The sequence below is a fragment of the Shewanella rhizosphaerae genome (assembly GCF_019457655.1).
GTDB lineage: Bacteria > Pseudomonadota > Gammaproteobacteria > Enterobacterales > Shewanellaceae > Shewanella > Shewanella loihica.
Genome location: NZ_CP080420.1, coordinates 3,555,592 through 3,574,894 on the forward strand (window position 1 = coordinate 3,555,592; position 19,303 = coordinate 3,574,894).

The window sequence follows — 19,303 nt, forward strand, 5'->3', positions numbered from 1 at the left end:
CCCATTGACTGGCTACTGCCAGGGCCATTTTAGCTATAGGGCACCTGCCTGTTGCAGACGCTGATATAGGTGCTCGGCGAGACGACGATAGCCTTCATCGTTGAGGTGAATCGCATCAGATTTTACCTCTGATAATTTTAGCAGTTCTGTCAGAAAATCCTCAATAAATAGCGGCTGATATTGCGCTGCCAGCTGTCCATACAGAGGCGCCGTTTCCAGCCAGATGCTCTTCTGGGGCACGCCAATCAACACCACAGGAATATCGCGCCGCTGGGCCTGTGCCAGCATAGCAGAGAGGTTGGCCTCGACCTGCGCCGCGCTGCCATTGCGCAGAAAATCATTGCCCCCCTCGAGCAAGATGATGAGATCCGGCGCCGTCTCATTCAGCACTCGGGCGAAGCGCTCGCGGCCCCGGGATGTGGTCTCCCCCGAGATGCCGGCGTTGATCACCTCGCGTCCGCTCATTGCTTGCAGCTGCGCAGGATAATCCATGCCAGGGCTGGCTCCCACGCCCTGAGTCAGGCTATCGCCAAAGGCAAGGATCCTGGCACTCCCCGGCAAGGGAGCAAGTGAGGGCCCGCCACTTGGCCAGAAGATGATGGCCAAGAGTAAAATAACGGGCACAAGCAACCACTTTAGTTTCATCCCACAGACTCCCAAATGATCTATGCCCTATGATGAACAGCAGGCAATAAAAAAGCCAGTCAGATCTGACTGGCTTTTAAGGCTAAAGCCGCGTTAGAAGCGGTAGCTGGCGGTCAGGCGCAGCGCCCGGCCTGTGCCAGGGTAATAACCGCTACCCCAGGTGCTGAAATACCCTGAGCTGACATACTCCTTGTCCAGCAGGTTATCGACCCGCAGGCTGGCCAGCCAGGCATCGCGGGAATAGTTGATGGCGATATTCGCCAGGGTATAGGCATCGAGCTTATCGCCTAAGTTGGCATTGTCGCCCTCCATGTAACGCTCACCCGTGTAGACCGCCTCGGCGAAGAGCTGCAGATGCTCATATACATCGTAGCTGACATAGCCACGACCTGAGTTCTTGGCTACCCAGGAGAGTGCCTTACCCTCGTTTAGTCCTTCGGTAAACTCGGCGTCTATGTAGTTGTATTCAAGCCCAAGCATTAGATCCTGAGTCGCCTGCCAATCCCAGTCTGCGCTTACCCCATAACGGCGTGAGGCATCAGCGTTCACGTTAGCGCCGGGGAAGCTGCCACCTGCAGGTGTCTCGGCGCTCGGGTCGAAGACGATCTCATCTTCGAGATCCAGTCGATAAGCACTCAGGCGCAGGGTATTGCGCTCGAGCAGCAGATCCCACCCCGCCTCGTAGGAGCGACCCGTCTGCGGCTTGAGCCCCTGAATGCTAGCCGGGGTATAGGCCTGCTCATCCACCTTGGCGAAACGGAAGTTATCGTCGGCCCGCAGGTAGAATCTATGTTGCTGGCTCGGGCGATAGTTGATGCCAAGCTCGAAGGCATGGGCATCCTGATCCAGATCTATCCCATTAGGGTAGGCACTGGCGTCCACCAGCTCATCTGTCACCTCGGCGTAACGACCGCCCACCACATAGCTGAAGCTCTCGGTGAGGGGCACGGTCGCCTGCAGATAGGCGCTGGCCAGCTTCTGCACATTGCTGCGATTACTAAATGTCGCCTCGCCGCGGCTAAGATCCAGGCCGGTCACCAGCTTGAGCTCGCCGTTATCCGTCTTGATGTTGCCCACGGCCTTAGGCTTAAACTCCAGCAGGGAGCGGGTATCGCGGCGGCTTGTGTTCCAGGTGCTTAGCCCGGTTGTTAGGGTGTCGCTGTAGTTAAGGTCGGCGCCCAGTGCCCAAGCATCATTCAGCTGGCGCTGATAGCCGGTGCGGGCCGCCGTGGTCATCTCATGTAGGTAGGCATCGATAAAGAGATCGCCCTGCTTCAGGTCACCCATTTGTCTTGGGTTTTGCTTGATCTGCTCGTCGGTCAGCGCAGCAGCCAGTTCGCGATGGTTGTCATAGTGACTCGCCTCGGCGAAGAACTGCTGCACCTCATCGTCATACTGCAGGCGTCCCAGCACTGAGCTGGTCTTGCTGGCATTGTGATCGCGATAGTTGTCGCTCTTGAGATGGTTGGCCGCGCCATAGAGGCGCCAGTTGTCGTTGATGGCGACCGACCCCTCGGCCTTGGCCTCAAGGGTGTCGAAGCTGCCGCCGGAGAGCTGCAGGCTGCCGCCGTTATCTTTCGGCGCCTTGGTGATAATGTTGATCACCCCGCCGACCGCCTGGTCACCATAGAGCACACCGGCGCTGCCTGAGAGGATCTCGATTCGCTCCACCTGATTGAGCCCGATGGCACTGATGCTCGGCGCGGCGATATCGATGTTATTGAGGCGACGACCATCGATCAGGATCAAGGTGTTGTTGACGGCCTGACTAGCACTGAAACCGCGCATGGCAAATACGGCACCCGAGTTTGAATCTGATACCTGAATGCCGCTCTGTCCGCGCAGCAGCTCGGTGAGGTTGGTGGCACCGCTAAGTTCGATGGCGGCGGCGTCGATCACATTGACGTTAGCCGCGATATTGATAGGGGTGTTTTCGGTGCGGCCGATAACCGTGATGGTTTCATCCACAGGCCCTGGGGTGCCCGAACTTTCCGCTAAGGCAGGAAAGCTCCCGACCAGACAGGCGCCAAGAAGTAGCGCAATTTTACTAGGTTGTGTACCCATTTTCCTTTAACTCCTAAAAGGGAAACAGGGCAAGGCGTCACGACTGGGCGCAGTCCATCAAACCGCCAGGGTCGCATTTCGAGATCTGCCCGCCGAAATCTCAAAATCACCTTAAGGGCCGGTCTCCGGACTGAGGCTAAGTCTAAACAAAAGGTTTAAACGACGAGCGTAGATTTTTTTAACGCCATGATGTTAAAGGCATGGCGCACCCAGCTCTCACCTATCACCGTTGCGGGGGCAGTGCCAGATTCTCACTGGCTTCCCGATTATCCCTTGCGCCATTTTGGCTAGGGCACCACATAAGGTTGACTAAATTAGGTCACGCTCTGTCTCATGGCAAGCCGCGGCTTATGTGCGGCGTTGAGGAGAGGCTCTCTCCCGCTCCTGTGACAGAACGCGGGCATTATAGACGTCTACACGTATAAATGTCTAATGCTCCCATGATGGCCCGAATAGGCATCTTCACCCAAGGGCTGTATTACTGCCTAAAAACAACAAAGGAGGCATAAGCCTCCTTCATCGCAGATAGAAAAAAATTACGCCTCGGCCAAAGCCTTAGGGTTTTCACCATATTCGTTGCCTTCTACGCTGTCTTGTACATAGAAGACGATCAGCACGATAGCGCCAATAAGCGGGATTAAACCTATTAGCTGCCACCAGCCCGAACGGCCGGTGTCGTGTAGGCGTCTGGCCGAGATAGCGAGAGTTGGGATAAGCAGTGCCAGCGAGAAGATACCGCTCAGCATATACAGACCTGTCACCACATCTATGGTTGCCGCCACGGCATAGAAGATGATGTAGAACAGGGTAAACATCCAAAATTCTTTGCGACGTGCACGACCGGTGAAATCAGCAAACTTCTTCAACGCACCAATAAAATATTCCATATAGTTCCCTTTGTTTACGTAAATTGACTGAAAAACTCCAATAAAAGAGGGGGCCATTCCTAAGCCCCCTATTGGATAAGTGTCATAATATATCAATAGTTTAAAAAATATAAATTGAATTTTAATGACAATCTTTTTTCACTCACAGGCGCGACTTCACCACCTTGCCACCTTTCATCACGAAGCCCACATCCAGCAGGGCCGAGATATCCTCCAGAGGGTTACCCTGGGTCGCGATAATATCCGCCTGCTTGCCGACACTCAGGGTGCCCAGGCTATCTGACATATTCACTAGCTCGGCGCCGTTGATGGTGGCCGAGATCAGCACATCTTTATTGTTCATGCCCGCCTGATTCATCAACACAGCCTCGCGCGCATTGGTGCCGTGGGCCGAGACGCCGCTGTCGGTACCATAGGCAATCTTGACCCCGGCCTTATAGGCGCGGGTAAAGTTAGCCGTCATATCGGCACCCACTCGCACCGCTTTCTGCTTGATGGCCGGCGACATGAAGTCAGACTCCTTGGCCATATGCACCACGGTATCGCCCGCCAACAGGGTGGGCACCAGGAAGGCGCCATTCTTCTTGAGCAGCTTGATGCTCTCCTTATCGGCGTAGCTGCCGTGCTCTATGCTATCGACCCCGGCGCGCAGGGCGGCGTTGATCCCCTCTGTCGCATGGGCATGGCTGGCCACCTTACGCCCCAGGGCATGAGCCGTCGCCACAATTTCTTTGATCTCATCATCGTTCATCTGCTGGCCCGTGCCCGTGTCGGTATCCGACAAGACGCCACCGGTGGAGGTGATCTTGATAACATCGGCACCAAACTTGATGGCGCGGCGGGTGGCGCGGCGACAGTCATAGGGGCCGTCGCAGATGGTCTTAGTGGTGAACTTATCCAGCAGATCTGGGCTCATGCCGTCCACATCGCCATGGCCGCCGGTCACCGACACCCCGCCTGAGGCGATGATCCGCGGCCCGTCTATCCACCCCTTAGCAATCGCGTCACGCAGGGCATACATCTGCTCCGGCTTGGCGCCGAGGTCTCTAACCGTGGTGAAGCCCGCCATCAGGGTCTTGTTGGCGAAATAGGCGCTCTGCATCGCCACATCGGCGTCTGACATCCTAAGGCGCTGGCTATCATTCTTGGGCCCCAGCTCACCTTGCAGATGCACATGCATATCCATCAACCCCGGCATCACAAAGCCCTGCTTGAGATCCACATACTTGGCGCCGGGCGCGACGGTCTCGACGCTCAGATAACCGGGGGAAACCTGGCTAATCTTACCGTCGGTGATCACCAGGGTTTGTTCGCTGAGCGGCTTAGCGGCCGGGTCGGCCAGCAGGGTGCCGGCATGTATAACTGTCACATCATTGGCAAACAGGGATGGCGACAAGAGAGCAGCCGTCAGCGCGGCGAGGGGGAGCAGAGTATTATTTTTCATTATGGCCCGTTAATCATGTCTGAAGGAGTGAGAACTCGCCTCACCTTGCCGAGAAAGCTTCCGGTAAGGACAAGGGCGAGCGCCTAAAACTTGACTAACATGACAACAAATTGGCCTAAAAACAACCACAAAAGCGGTCATTGTTAACCCTGACTAAAGCAGCGTCGCAAGCAAGGGCCGAGCAGGCGTTATCGCAGGCCCGACATATCGGCGATGCGCTCGACGGGCGGTGCTATCTTAAGGGAGGAGAGGGATAACAAGGCCTCGCCCCGCGCCGATTGATGCAGCAGAAACAGATCCTCCTTGCCGGCAATCACAGTATAGTGACCTATCTCGCCGACCGGCTTATCTATGCCCGGCTCGCCTCTGTGGGTCTGCGGCATCTTATCGCAGGTCAACATGGCGCTATAGCTCGCCTTACCGCCGAGCTCGCTGGCGCCCAGTTTCTGGTATTGCATCTCCCCCTCGCAGGTATGGCGATACTGCTCGGCAAAGCCGTCGAGAAAGGCCTCGGGATCGATACGCTGCGCCATCCCCTTAAATCCCTGCACGCAGTAGAGCGATGACCAATGGGCCAGCAGCTCCTGGGCGGGTACAAACTCGGCCGAGAACATATCGCCGCGCTGCTCGCTGTAGGCAAGGCGCCAGTTGGCGGGGAAATGCAGGCCAAGATTCTGCTTGAAGATAGTCAATTGACTGGGCTGAACATGGGCCTGTGATGACATCTGTGCCAGCTCGGTGGCGGTCGCGTCCAAGGGCTGCGCGAACAGGGGTAGTGCGAACAGGCCAAGCGTCAACCCTTTGGCCAACGCCGGAGTGAATACCTGTAGTGAAAAATCCATTTTATCTACCTCATCCTCAATGCTGCGACACCCAGATAGCCGACAAAGATAGCCGACAAACCGATAACAATCTGCGGCCATTTGCAGTGTGAATCACTAAACACCAGTGATTTCCAGCAGATATTACTACAAAGTTACCCAGAGGGAGCGGATGATTTACAAAAATTAAGACTGAAAAATTCCTTGACGCTTTGGATTACAGATGTAATCTTAATTAAAAATTACAAACGTAATCGTAAAAGACGGTCCTATCATGAAAGAGATTAGCAACGCCGAACTGTCGGTACTCAACATCCTATGGCAAGACTCGCCCCTAGGCGCCAGCGAGGTGGTAGAGGCGCTGGCTAGCAGCCAGGGCATGCACGAAAAAACCGTGAAGACACTGCTCAACCGCCTGGTGAAGAAACAGGCCCTGGGCTTTGAGAAGCAAGGTCGAGCCTATCGCTACTTCCCGCTGATCGATCAGAGCGAGTATCAACTCAAGGAGAGCCAGTCTTTCGTGGAGCGGGTGTTCGCCGGTAAGGTCGCCCCCCTGGTGGCAGGCTTTGCCAAGCAGAAACAGCTGAGCCCAGAGGATATCGCCGAACTTAAGGCACTCATCGATAACTGGGAAGAGGAGCAATCCTGATGATCTCGCTAATCATAAATCTGATGCTGCCGCTAACCCTGCTGTGCGCGGTTATCCTGTTGCTGCACAGGCCGCTGCTGGCGCGTCTGGGTGCCCACAACACCTACATGCTCTGGGCCTCGGTGCCCTTGTTGTTGGCGGGCACACTACTGGGTCTGCTGGTTCCCGCCAGGCTTGCCAGCCCCTCACTTGAACAGCTACAGCACTATCGCGTGCTGGCGGGCGAGCTGTTATCCCAGGGCGATAACCCGACACTAAACCTGATATTGGCCAGCATCTGGCTGCTAGGCAGCCTGGCACTGCTCGGCGCTCTGCTCTATCAGGCGACTCAGCTTAAACGCCTGAGCAATAGAGCCGAAGCGATCGAGCTGCCGCAAGCGACTAGCGAGCGCCCACTTCCTCTGACAGGGCGCGAGGCATCTCTGGTGATCAAGTGCCACCCAGAGATAGATTCGCCCATGCTCGCGGGACTGTTTAAGCCAGTGGTCTTGGTGCCGACGGGGTTTACACAGCTCGCCCTGTCACAGCAGGCGGCGGTACTCAGCCATGAGCTTAAGCATCTTACCCGCCACGACATAGCAGCCAACCTCTTTGGCTACCTGCTGGCAACGCTGTTTTGGTTCAACCCTGTGTGCTGGCTAGCCTATCGTCGTTTTCGTGACGACCAGGAGCTAGCCTGCGATGCCGAGGTCACCACCCACATGGATAAACAACAACGAATTGCCTATAGCCAAACGCTATTGGCCTACTCCCAGCAGGCCCACCTGGGCATGCTACACACTCACTATGGAAACAAGACCATCCTCAAGGAGCGGATCATGCAAATGAAGAAAACACACACCAAGCGGCCCCTCGCCATTTTAGGTCTGGCACTTACACTGGGCCTGTCGGGCGCCTTGATCAACCAAAGCGCCATCGCGGGCGACAAGCATAATGACAAACACCAGGAAAAGGCCAAGGCCCCGAGCCCTGTGATGCGCATCGAGCCAGCCTATCCGGCCGAGGCGGCGAAACAAAGTGTCGAGGGCTATGTGCAGCTAGCCTTTGATATCGACAAGCAGGGCAAAGTCAGTAATGTGTCTGTTATCGAGTCATCCCCTGCCGGTGTATTTGACGTCGAAGCGGTTAAGGCACTGAGTCAGTGGCGCTATGAAGCCTCGCCCGAGGGCGTCAGCCAGGCTAAGGTACAGCTGGATTTTATGATGTCGGCGCCTAAGGCTGAGATCGAAAGAGTTCGGGTCACCGCCGGCTAAAGCCAGGCGAAAAATCCGAAAAGTGAAAAGGGGCCGCGTTGCTCTTTTTCTGTTACCAAAACTGCTCAGGCCATCTCCCGCCTAACTAAACATTTCCTAAACTTGTCAATCAACAAGGCTCCCGCAAACAGGCTCATCCGGATCTCTTGGTTTCTTCCTGGCAATAGACCTACCACCGTCCTTAAATTGACCCTCTTGATTGGATAGGGTAAAACAATCACTTATATAACAATTATATGAATTCCCTTAGCCCCAAAGGTCATCGATGAGTTCAACCACCAATGCCCGCACCCTCAAAGTCCCTCTCGTCAATGTGTATGCCAAAGGTGGCTACAGTGCCCAGTTAAGAATTGGCGCCGAGAAGCACCCGCTGAACCTGATCTTAGATACCGGCAGCAGCACGCTGGTCGTGTCCGGCAGCGACTATGTCGAGGAGCGCGACACTGCCCTCACCCCCACCAGCTTCGCCCAGGAGGTGCTTTACGGTATAGGCGGCTGGGACGGCCCAGTGGTCTACACCCGGGTGGGGATTCGTGAGGATGCGATAGATTTCGATCTCCATGACGACCATGTTCCCCATGCCCATCATCCGATTGTGCTTGAGCAGTGCCCTGTGGCCGTGGTGTCATCTCTTGCCCAGGAGACCAGCTTTGCCGATGCCGACGGTATATTAGGTCTGGCCTACGACGCCCTTAACAAGGTCTATGATCTCAAGAACTATTTTCATCACTACGGCATAGCCCCGGCACTCACCTTCCCCTGGCCCTTCGATGAGGAGATCCACCTGTGCAGCCAGCACTATCGCCCGATACTCACTGACGCGAATCATGACTTCTCCATGGGTCAGGGCGCGCTCACCGCGCAAGACTCCCAGTGGCATCAGGCGACCGAGACGAGCTTCAATAGCGAAGATCTACGCCAGTTTAAGCGTTTTCTACGCACCCAGCCGACAGATGATCTGCCGCCCTATTTCAGCAATTTAACCAGCCACGGCCTGACTCCTAACAAGTTTGCCTTCTTCGCCCGCCGCTCCAGCATACATGTGGCCAGCCAAGAGGTGCTCGCCCCCAACTGCGCCAACGAGTTCGCCTTCCTCGGCCAGGATCCCCTCAACCAGGGCTGGTTGATCTTAGGTGGCGGCGAGGAACATACCGAACTGTACCAGGGCGAATTTAAGACCATAGCGGTGATCGAAAACCGGTATTACAACGTCAACCTGGTGGGACTAAAAATAGGCGATGGCGAGATAATCCCCAGCCTGCTGACACAATCTATAGAGGATGCAGAGCAGCAAGCGTTAGCGGAGCAAGAGTTAGCAGAGCAACATGAAGTAGCAGAAACAGGCGAGGCCCTGCCAGAAAAGGCACCATCAGACACTAGTGCACTCTGCCCAGACGGCCAGCACCTGCACACCCACGGGGTGCATATCTGCGACACCCTGAGAGGGCAGAGCAATGCCATCATAGACACGGGCGCCTCGGCAATCGTACTCACCCGTCACCTGTTTGGCGCGCTGACTCAGGCCCTAGAATCGATAGATCCCAAGTTCACCGAGCAGATAGCCCCCTTTAGCGATATCGCCTTTCAGCAGACAGGTATCGACATGGCAGAGCTACAGCTGGAGCGCTGGCCAGATATCACCTTCTATTTTGTCGGCCCGCGAAACGAGCATGACGCGGCGCCGAGCTGCAACGATCCCGACTGTCCGCCGGAATGCGAGCCCATCGCCATCCGCGTCACGCCACAGCACTACTGGCAGATCAACACGCCGACTCAGGGCAAGGCCTGCTTCAAGCTGTTGTCGCAGCTGCCCAACTGGCCGAATCAATCCATATTGGGTCTGCCGCTGATGAGCGCCTACTATGTGGTGTTCGACCGCTCGGTGGATGACAAAGGGGTGATCCGCTTCGCCGAGCAGCGACCGCTGCAGATGTCCGAGGCGCAGCATGCCAGATAATGAATCCTTCTCATCAAAACAACTCCCCTCAAGGAAGCAGCCTACAAGCGAGTTGCCCTCTAGGTTGACCAACTACCTGGAAGACCATGGTTTTGCCAGCGAGCGCCTGACCATGCGCCCAATAGATGAGACAGACAAGGCGCTGTATCGCCGCCTCTATTGCGACGAGAGGGTGATGCGCCATATCGGCACGCCGCTCACCCAGGCCCAGGCCGACAGGGCGTTTCAAACAGCCTTGAGCCAGATGCACCGGGCACTATCTGGCGCTGCATCTAGTTGCCAATATATGAACTGGGCGATAGTCGAGCAGCAAAGCCTGCACGCTATCGGCATACAGGGGCTCACCTGGCAGGGCGAGGATCGCACCCTGGCCGAGATAGGCATAATGCTGATGCCCCAAGCCAACGGTAAACTCTACCCGGAGGAAGCCATGGGGGCACTGATGGAGTATGCCTATCTTAAGCTCGGCGTGACGCGTATCCTGGCAAACTTTGCCGCCAAGAACCTCGCCACCGAACGCTTCGTCAAGAAGCTGGGATTTGTATTCGACGCAGATGCTTTGCCCCTGGCATCCACAGAGGCAAAAGAGGCTCGCCAGATGAAATCCTGCTTCGCCGATTCACACCACTATAAAAGGTCGAAATAAGTATTCAATTCAAGGCAATTAGCGGTTTTAAAACAGAGAAATTGCTGTTAGCTTTAACCCTTAATTAACATGCATAACATCAGGACCCAAATTCATGGCGGGAAGCCTGGCTTGTGTCGGCATAGGGATGACCTTAGGCGCCCATATCTGCCCGCTGGCACGCAGCTATATTGAACAAGCCGACGTCGTTTTCTCGGGCGTTTCAAACGGCATAGTAGAACTCTGGCTACAGGAGATGCACCCAGACGTACGCTCGCTACAGGTCTACTACGGCGAGGGTAAGTCACGCCATATCACCTACCGAGAGATGGTCGACGCCATTCTGACAGAGGTCAGACAAGGCAAGAAAGTTGTCGGCGCCTTCTACGGTCACCCCGGCGTATTCGCCCAAGCGCCCCATAGATCCATAGCGGCGGCGCGCGCCGAAGGGGTCGAGGCCGTCATGGTGCCCGGCATCTCCGCCGAAGATTGCCTCATCGCCGACCTCGGCATAGACCCAGGCCAATTTGGCTGCCAGCAGTTTGAAGCCAGCCAGTTTATGTTTTACCAGCGGCGCTTCGACCCCTCCTGTTACCTGATCCTATGGCAGATAGGCCTGGCAGGCGACAAGAGCATGGCCAGATTCGCCACCGGCAAGGCCCATCGTCAGGTGCTGATAGAATTGCTGGCAGAGACTTACCCCTTAGATCATCAGGTTATCCTCTACGAGGCCGCCGTGCTCCCCATAGATAAGGTGCGCAAACACACTCTGCCGCTACGGGACCTGGCCGATGCCGAGATCTTCATGCATACCACCCTGGTGATCCCGCCCAGCGAAAAGATGCGGCCAAACCCTACAATCTTGGAGAAGCTGGCTAAACTTGAAACGGCATACCGAGTCGATAACACCCTAATACCCGAAAGCTAATCAATAACAAACTAACCACCAACAACAATAAGGACGAACAATGTCGAACATTATTCAATTACTGGAACGCATGGGTCAGGATGCGGCGCTACAAAACCAAGACGCTAAAGCACAAGAAATTTTAGCTGCCGATGTCGCGGCTGAAATTAAAAACTCGCTACTGGTCAACGACACAGAAGCGCTGCACGAACAGCTGGATATCTGTCCTGACGTCGTCGCCTTCCTACTGCCGGCAGAAGATGAGCAGAAAGAAGATGAAAATAATGAAAACGAAGAACAGGAACAGGCCAGCGCAGTTAACCAATAATCTTATTCAGACTATTTAGATGAAAGTCAGATATTTATTATTATTGTTAATATTCTTCTTCAGCCAGTCTATGGCTGAAGAAGTCGATATTGACGCAACCTTAACTCAGGCTGATCAACTTAAGAGCAGCAATCCAAAAGCCTTCTCTGAGCTGCTAAATACCCTAGAAAAGGAATCACTCAATCCACAACAGAGATATTTTTTAGACTACCTGCGCGGATATGAGCTTACCTACCAAGGCAAGCAAGCGCAGAGCATCGACGTATTCAACAAGATCCTTAACTCGAACACCAACGAAACACTAAAATTCCGGGCCAATCAAACCTTAATCAACATCTATGCCATCTCCCAGGATTGGTCCAAAGGCCTGACGCATCTCTCCAAAAACTTTCAATTTATCGAGCAGATAAAAGACCCCGAAACGGTTCAGAGCGGACTGGCCATCGCCGCCATTTTTTACAACCAGATCGAGCAGTATGAGTTAGGCCTAAGCTACGCCGAAAAACTAAGAAGCAGCAAGCCATCGAAAAGAAACACCTGCCTAGCCAATGGCTTAGCCATAGAGGCGCAGCTTGGCCTCAATCAACTCGAGGTCGACTCGCCCAGCCTGCCGGCCGCGGTCGCCAGCTGTGATGAAGAGGTGATAATGGAGAGCTTTATCCACTCCTTTATCGCCACTAAGTACCTGCGAGACGGGAATACGGCAGAGGTCTATGCCCAACTCACTCCATCGCTGGAAACCATAGAGAAAACCCGTTACCCAAGGCTTATCGCCGAGGTCTACGCCACCCTGGCCAGCGCCTATCTGCAGGATCACAAGATAGGTGAGGCTCGCTTGCTGGCAGAGAAAATTGTCAATTTGGCAAAGGGCTTAGGCAATACTCAGGCGGTCGTTACCGCCTACAAGGTGCTCTATCAGATCGCCGAGCTGAGCGGCAATTACAAGGCGGCGCTGGATTATCACGTCAAGTACGCCCAGGCCGACAAGGCATATCTGGACGATATCAAGACCAAACATCTGGCCTTTCAGCTCGCCGAGCATCAGGCGGCGGAGCAGAAGAGTCGTATCGCCCTGCTGGACAGACAGAACAACCTGCTGCTAACAGAGCAGCAACTGGCGAAGACCCAAGCGGAAAACAACCGACTGTTTATCTCGCTGCTGATCGCCATCATCACCCTGCTGGGTTTCTGGGCCTATAAGTCATGGACCATTCAGAAACGCCTCAAGCAGCTAGCGGAATACGATGCCCTGACCCATGTGTTTAACCGCGGTCACTTCACCCAGGTAGCCCAGAGCGCGCTCACCTACTGCGAGAGCAGCGAAGTAGACCTCAGCTATATACTGTTCGATCTGGACAACTTCAAACAGATCAACGACAAGTATGGTCACGCCATTGGCGACTGGGTACTGAAGAAAGTCGCCAAGGCCTGTCAGGCTCAGGGACGCAAGAACGATATCTTCGCCCGCATCGGCGGTGAGGAGTTCTGTATCGCCCTGCCCGGCTGCGATCTACAGACGGCGGTTAAGCTGGCCGAGGCTTGCCGTAAGGCGATTGCCGGGATTGACTGCGGCGAGACGGGCCATGAGTTTGAGGTTACCGCCAGTTTTGGGATCACAGATACTCAGATGTCGGGCTATAAGCTGGAGCGGCTGATCAACGACGCCGACAGCGCCATGTATCAGTCGAAGGAAACCGGGCGGGATCGCATCTGTATCTTCGACCCCGAGGCCAAGCGCACTATCCCTCAGGCGTCCCATTCTCTGCTCTCCCTCTAGCGAGAGAGGCTAGCATCAAGCGTTCGGGCCAGCCTTGGCATGAGGCTGGCCACCACTATCTGCCCAGATATTAATTGTGCTGCTGCGCAACAGATTGAGATGAAAGCCTTTTGCCAAGCCGCAGCCCCTTTTATAATCAGGCAGTCGGAAACTCAGCATACGTAAAAAGGGAATGACTCTCGTGCTAAAGAAACTGCTCGCCATGACCAGCTCGACCCAGATGCTCGTCGCAATGTTTATCGGTTTTGCCGTGGGGCTCTTTTTCGGTGAATCCGTCGGCTGGATGAGCAGCATAGGCACCAGCGTGATCCTCTTGATGCAGATGACGGTATTGCCCTATATTCTGGTCTCCTTGGTGGGGGGCATAGGTAAACTCAAGCGCGCCACCGCCAGCCTGATCTTCAGCCGCGCCGGCGTCATCATGCTACTGCTCTGGGCTGTCGGCCTGCTACTGGTCACCCTGATGCCGCTCTCCTTCCCCTTTGTCGAGACCGCCTCCTTCTTCAGCACCAGCTCCATCGAGCCCGCCGCGGCCATCGACTATTTCAAGCTCTATATTCCCTCCAACCCCTTCCAGTCGATGGCCGAGGGTTATGTGCCCGCCATGGTGATCTTCGCCATCGCCATGGGGCTGGCACTCATTGGCATGGAGGGTGATAACAAGCAGCTGATCATTAACTTCATGCACACCTGCAGCGAGATCTTCTCTAAGATCACCCAGGCGCTGGTGAAGGTACTGCCTATAGGGATCTTCGCCATGTCGGCCTCGGCCGCTGGCACCATGGGGGTCGATGAGTTTGCCAGCATGCAGGTCTATCTCATCAGCTACTTCGTCCTCTGCCTGCTGCTCACCTTCTGGGTACTGCCCTGGATAGTCGCCTCGCTGACCCCGGTCACCTTCGCCCAGGCGCTAAGGATCAGCAAGTCCAGCCTGGTTACCGCCTTTGCCACCGGCAACATCTTCATCGTCATCCCTGTGATCGTCGAGGAGTGTAAGCAGATCATGCGCGAGCATCAGAGCCTGAGCGACGATGCCGAAACTCTGGTGGAGATCTTGGTGCCCATCGCCTTCACCTTCCCCAACATAGGCAAGCTGACGGTGATCCTCTTCGTGCTCTTCGCCGGTTGGTTTAACGGCACGCCGATAGAATTCGGCGCCCTGCCGTCGCTCTCCATCAGCGGCGTGCTGTCGCTGTTTGGCAGCGTGTATGTGGCTATCCCCTTCATGCTGGACCTGGTACATCTGCCACAGGATCTGTTCCAGCTATTTGTGATGTCTGGCTTTATCACGGGCAAATTTAACTCCATCACCGCCGTGATGAACCTGTTTGCCCTGACACTGCTGACGGTGGCGCTATTTGAGAAGCGTCTAAGATTCAGGCCGCCGCAACTGCTCAAGATGGCCATAGGCGTGGGGGCCAGTGTGGTGCTCACCCTCATCGTCTGCCGGGTGGGCATGGGGCTGTTTATTCATAGCCCAGAGGTGACCAGCGGCGTGATCGCCAACATGCAGGTGGCCGATAAGGTACCGACCAAAGTAAGCAAGCAATATCCGGTGTTGGGCCAGAGCGCCAGTCGCCCCATCGCCGATGTCAACGCCATCCGCGCACGCGGCCTGCTGAGGGTCGGCTATATCCCCAGCAATGTGCCCTTTAGCTATTACAACAACGCCGGGCAACTGGTGGGCTTCGACAGCGCCATGGCCAATCGTCTGGCGGACGATTTGGGGGTAAAAGTCGAGTTCATCCCCTTCGAAAAGGATAAGCTGGCCGCCTCCCTCGACGCGGGTTTCTTCGACATCGCCATGTCGGGTCTGGCGATGGATATCGAGCAGATGGACAAGCTGAGCTATGTGGAGCCCGTGCTGCTACTTAATCTTGCCATCGCCACCAAAGACCATAAGGTCAACAGCTTCAAGCGCAACCAGTCGATCAAGGCGATGCAAGATACCACCATCGCCTACGTGGAGCACAGCGACATCATTGAAGATGCCAAGGCCTTCTACCCTAACCTTAAGTTCGTCAAGATTAAGGGCTACAAGGACTTCTTCCGTCAGAAGGGCGACAAGTATGATGCCGTGGTGATCAGCGCCGAGGCGGGCTCCGCCTGGACCCTCTTCTTCCCCGGCTATGGCATAGCGCCGCTGGAGTACAAGGCGAAATACCCTATCGCCTATGCGGTCGCCCAGGACAACCAGTCGCTGCTCAACTATGTCAACAACTGGCAAAAGCTGCGCAAGGTGGATGGCCACCAAGAGCGGCTCTACAACTACTGGATGCTAGGCCAAGGCGCCAGCGAGCCTAAACCCAGGTGGTCCATCATACGGGACGTGCTGCACTGGGTAGATTAAGGCTATCCCTCGCGCCCCAAGGCCTCACCCAGGGGGCCGAAATAGGCCAGTAGCTGGCGATAGATGCTCTCTCTGTGGTCGAGACTAGGGTATCCACCTGCCTTGGCCAGCGGCGAGTCCAGGGTCTCGTTGACCAGGTAGGGATTGCGGATCTCTGGATGGGACTCGATACAGGCCTCGAAGGCCCTGGCCATCATCTCTGTGGGTTTGGAAAAGTATTGCCTGCCCTGCTGCCTGTCGAGCGCCACGGCGCGGCGCACATACTCGTGGCTGTCCTGGCCATCGCCGCTAAGCAAGACGCAGGCAAACAGCTGCATCAGGCGATCGTTAAGGGGATGAACAACTGGCGTGTGTTCGGCCAGCCAGCAGTGACTGGCAAAGGCGATGCCTGTGGTTGGGATCTCGAAGGCCTTGGTGGCGATATAGTGATCGAAGGCATGCCAGAACTCGTGTGCCAGGGCGCCGGCACCGGCATTTTTTGCCAGGGCTAATTCCCTCTGAGCAGGCATATAGTGGGCCTGTACGCCCATCTGTCCGCCGGTACCGAAGGCCAGATTCAGCGTCTGTCTCAGCCCCATGGCCTTGGGCGGCAGCTTTAACATGAAGGCGAGATCGGCAAAGGCGTCGAAGATTAGGTTGGCCGCCTTATGCTTCTCTTCCTCCTCCACCCAGCTGCCCAGGCGAATATGATTGAGGCCGAACACCTCCTTGATGTCGTGAAAGCTCACCTGCTCGCCGCAGCGATAGTCTGGTCCCTCACGTCGATACTGGTTTCGTTTTAGCACTCGCCTGCCCATAAAATTGCCCGTAGCCATCATACCCTATTTTCTCTCTATGCATGACCTCGGCAATAAAGGAGGTGTGGCACACTTTCAAGTGCTGGTCATGACCCCGATAATCGCCCCTAGGACGACCGAGGCCGTCGCAATATCGGCACACAAAAAAGCCGCCCTAGGGCGGCTCTTGGCATCGATGCTAATACGAAGAAGATCAGACTTAAACCATTAGGCTAGGCTATCTTCAGCGCCGCCTTGTCGCTGATCAGCTGCATGTCGAAGTCGAACTCATCGACACGAATGGCGCGCTCACGCTTGAGGTTATAGTCCAGCAGTTGCTTGTGCTCGCCCTCTGTGATGATCTTGGCTTCGCGGGCGCGATCCAGCGTCTGCGCGAATCTCACCCCAGACTTGAAGTAACCCTGCTTCAGTCCCTTCTTCACCTTGGCCAGCAGCGGCAGACAGGCGATCTTCGCCAGATAAGCCTGCTGGTTGATGTCGTTGCCATCCCCCGGTACCGGCTTCACCAGATGAGTCAACTGACGCTTGATCTGGGTGTTGAGCTGCGCCTCGTGGGCCAGTTCACGGATCAGATCGTCGTTGATCTTCTTCATCTTAGGCGAGTAGGTCACAGTGATCAGCTTCATCAGCTGACGGGTCGCAGCAGATGGGAAGTTATCCAGGAAGCTCAGCAAGGCATTTTCGGCGTTCACCAGCGCCCAGCGGGTCGCGTACTCGAAGTAAGGCTTGGCCTGGGCACGATGCTCGCTGCTCACCTTCTGCTCGTAGTAGCGAATCGACGCCATGGCCGCGTACAGGTAGCTCATCACATCCCCCAGACGCGCCGACAGCATCTCGGCCTGCTTGAGCTTGCCGCCAAGCACCAGCAGTGAGAAGTCGGCATATACAGCCAGTTTCGACGCCAGCTTGTGCACCGCCTTCTCATATTCCACTACTTCGCTCAGCTCTGACTTGGCATCAGCGGTAAAAGGCAGCAGACCCAGGCGGAAGGCGCGCAGGCTGTTGCCCACACTGTAACCCACTGTCTGCTTAAAGATACGGTTAAAGGTCTTGTCGGCATCTTTGTCGTCGCTATGAATCGCCTCAACCATGCTCTGCAGATGAGGGTGACAGCGCATCACGCCCTGACCGAAGATCATCAGGTTACGGGTCAGAATGTTCGCCCCTTCCACCGTGATAGCGATAGGCTGCGCCACATAGCCAGAAGCCAGGGTATTTTGTGGGCCACGCTGAATCGCCTTACCGGCCTGAATATCCATGGCCGAGTTCAGCACGTCACGGCCAATCTCCGTCATGTGGTATTTGGCCATCGCCGTCACTACAGATGGCTTGAGCCCCAGGCCCAGACCTTCGGTGGTCAGTACGCGCATCGCCTCTTGCAGATAGGTCTTACCGGCGATATCCGCCAGTTTCTCTTGGATCCCCTCGAACTTGCCGATGGCTAGGCCAAACTGCTCACGCACCGCGGCATACTCAGCCGACGACTTGAATGACGCCTGGCTTACCGAGACCCCAAGAGCCGGCAGCGAGATGCCACGACCGGCGCCGAGACAGGCCACCAGCATCTGCCAGCCACGGCCGATATTTTGCTGACCGCCTATGATGAAGTCCATCGGGATAAATACATTCTCACCACGTGTGGTGCCGTTGTAGAAGCGACAGCCCATAGGGTCGTGACGGTTGCCCAGTTCGACACCCGGATGCGACTTAGGGATCAGCGCACAGGTGATCCCCAGCTGCTCCTTGCCCCCCAGTAGGCCTTGTGGATCTTCCACCTTGAAGGCCAGGCCCAACACGGTAGCGATAGGCGCCAGGGTGATGTAGCGCTTGTCCCAGGTCACAGACAGGCCGAGCACCTGCTCGCCCTGGTAGTCGCCCATGGTGACTGTGCCGATATCGGGAATACCACCGGCGTCCGAGCCCGCCTCTGGGCTGGTTAGTGCGAAACAGGGGATCTCCTGGCCATTGGCCAGACGCGGCAGCCAGAAATCTTGCTGAGCCTGAGTGCCGTAATGCATCAGCAGCTCACCCGGGCCTAATGAGTTAGGCACCATGACGGTCACCGCCACCGCCGAACTCTTGGCGGCAATGGTGGCCACAATCGTCGAGTTGGCATAAGGGCTGAACTCCAGGCCGCCGAAGGCCTTAGGAATGATCAGCGAGAAGAACTTATGCTCTTTTAGGAAATTAAGTATGTTGTCTGGCAGATGCAGGCTGTTTTGAATGGCAAAGTCGTCCACCATCTCGATAAGTGTCTGCACTGGACCGTCGAGGAAGGCCTGCTCCTCATCGGACAGGGTCGCCCCCGGAACCTGACGCAAGGCATCGAAGTCTGGGATCCCCTGATAGATAGATCCCTCTAGCCATACATCACCGGCGTCGAGCGCCTCTTGTTCAGTGGTAGAAATACTCGGCAGTACTTTTTTAAATTTTGTTCTAATACTCATCTTTCAGACTCATCCGACCAGAAAACCTAGTGTGCATTACGTCACAAAAAATGGATTAGATCAAATATTCTAACCTCAAAAAAATGCTTTATTTTACAGTTACAAACGCAACTAAAAATTAAGCTCATTCTTTTCAAAAGGTTACAAGTGTACGCTCAAACAAAAAATTTAAACACTTGTTTCATATAATTGTTTGAATCAGGCCTTTTTTGACCTAGATCAGAGACATTTTTCATTATTGAGTGAGCGAAATCACCCTGTTTCAAAAATGGAAAAATAAGCATATATATTTACTAAATTAGCACTACTTATTATGTGGATATAAGCTTAAATTATCATCACAAATAACCCT

General features: G+C 55.2%; 15 protein-coding genes and 1 riboswitch. Of the genes, 8 read left to right on the forward strand and 7 right to left on the reverse strand.

What is annotated here, in order from left to right:
* Positions 1 to 33 precede the first annotated feature (33 nt).
* From K0I63_RS15510 to K0I63_RS15530, 5 genes are all read right to left on the reverse strand, one after another.
* A complete protein-coding gene (locus tag K0I63_RS15510) occupies positions 34 to 645 on the reverse strand; it encodes an arylesterase (RefSeq protein WP_220081596.1) in 612 nt (203 codons plus the stop codon).
* Positions 646 to 738: 93 nt separating this feature from the next.
* Positions 739 to 2,709, reverse strand: a complete 1,971-nt coding sequence (locus tag K0I63_RS15515; protein WP_220081597.1) for a TonB-dependent receptor — start codon at positions 2,707 to 2,709, stop codon at positions 739 to 741.
* A gap of 99 nt (positions 2,710 to 2,808) precedes the next feature.
* Positions 2,809 to 3,025: riboswitch (cobalamin riboswitch) on the reverse strand.
* Positions 3,026 to 3,245: 220 nt separating this feature from the next.
* Entirely contained in the window at positions 3,246 to 3,596 is a 351-nt protein-coding gene (locus K0I63_RS15520) for a DUF805 domain-containing protein (RefSeq protein WP_011866788.1), read from the reverse strand.
* A gap of 142 nt (positions 3,597 to 3,738) precedes the next feature.
* Complete coding sequence (locus K0I63_RS15525) at positions 3,739 to 5,040, reverse strand: metal-dependent hydrolase family protein (RefSeq protein ID WP_220081598.1); 1,302 nt, start codon at positions 5,038 to 5,040, stop codon at positions 3,739 to 3,741.
* Positions 5,041 to 5,228: 188 nt separating this feature from the next.
* Positions 5,229 to 5,882, reverse strand: a complete 654-nt coding sequence (locus tag K0I63_RS15530; protein WP_220081599.1) for a hypothetical protein — start codon at positions 5,880 to 5,882, stop codon at positions 5,229 to 5,231.
* A 253-nt stretch (positions 5,883 to 6,135) separates the two neighbouring features.
* On the opposite strand from K0I63_RS15530, the gene K0I63_RS15535 reads away from it, so the two are divergent.
* The 8 genes from K0I63_RS15535 (at position 6,136) to K0I63_RS15570 (ending at position 15,707) form a co-directional block, all read left to right on the forward strand.
* On the forward strand, positions 6,136 to 6,510 hold the full coding sequence (locus tag K0I63_RS15535) for a BlaI/MecI/CopY family transcriptional regulator (protein ID WP_220043179.1): 375 nt from the start codon (positions 6,136 to 6,138) through the stop codon (positions 6,508 to 6,510).
* Entirely contained in the window at positions 6,510 to 7,763 is a 1,254-nt protein-coding gene (locus tag K0I63_RS15540; protein WP_220081600.1) for a M56 family metallopeptidase, read from the forward strand. Before K0I63_RS15535 ends, K0I63_RS15540 begins: the two co-directional genes overlap by 1 nt.
* 265 nt (positions 7,764 to 8,028) lie before the next feature.
* A complete protein-coding gene (locus K0I63_RS15545) occupies positions 8,029 to 9,720 on the forward strand; it encodes a pepsin-like aspartyl protease (RefSeq protein WP_220081601.1) in 1,692 nt (563 codons plus the stop codon).
* Positions 9,710 to 10,366, forward strand: coding sequence for a GNAT family N-acetyltransferase (locus K0I63_RS15550; protein ID WP_220081602.1), 657 nt, complete (start codon positions 9,710 to 9,712; stop codon positions 10,364 to 10,366). Before K0I63_RS15545 ends, K0I63_RS15550 begins: the two co-directional genes overlap by 11 nt.
* Positions 10,367 to 10,460: 94 nt before the next feature.
* On the forward strand, positions 10,461 to 11,273 hold the full coding sequence (locus tag K0I63_RS15555) for an SAM-dependent methyltransferase (RefSeq protein WP_220081603.1): 813 nt from the start codon (positions 10,461 to 10,463) through the stop codon (positions 11,271 to 11,273).
* Between the two features lie 40 nt (positions 11,274 to 11,313).
* A complete protein-coding gene (locus tag K0I63_RS15560; protein WP_220060067.1) occupies positions 11,314 to 11,580 on the forward strand; it encodes a hypothetical protein in 267 nt (88 codons plus the stop codon).
* Between the two features lie 70 nt (positions 11,581 to 11,650).
* Positions 11,651 to 13,357, forward strand: coding sequence for a GGDEF domain-containing protein (locus K0I63_RS15565; protein ID WP_258406892.1), 1,707 nt, complete (start codon positions 11,651 to 11,653; stop codon positions 13,355 to 13,357).
* 172 nt (positions 13,358 to 13,529) lie between these two features.
* On the forward strand, positions 13,530 to 15,707 hold the full coding sequence (locus K0I63_RS15570) for a cation:dicarboxylate symporter family transporter (protein WP_220081605.1): 2,178 nt from the start codon (positions 13,530 to 13,532) through the stop codon (positions 15,705 to 15,707).
* A 2-nt stretch (positions 15,708 to 15,709) separates the two neighbouring features.
* On the opposite strand, the gene K0I63_RS15575 is transcribed toward K0I63_RS15570, so the two are convergent.
* Positions 15,710 to 16,492 carry a CLCA_X family protein gene (locus K0I63_RS15575; protein ID WP_220081606.1) on the reverse strand — a complete coding sequence of 261 codons (783 nt, stop codon included), beginning with the start codon at positions 16,490 to 16,492 and terminating at the stop codon, positions 15,710 to 15,712.
* Positions 16,493 to 16,716: 224 nt separating this feature from the next.
* Positions 16,717 to 18,951 carry an acyl-CoA dehydrogenase gene (locus K0I63_RS15580; protein ID WP_220081607.1) on the reverse strand — a complete coding sequence of 745 codons (2,235 nt, stop codon included), beginning with the start codon at positions 18,949 to 18,951 and terminating at the stop codon, positions 16,717 to 16,719.
* Positions 18,952 to 19,303 lie beyond the last annotated feature (352 nt).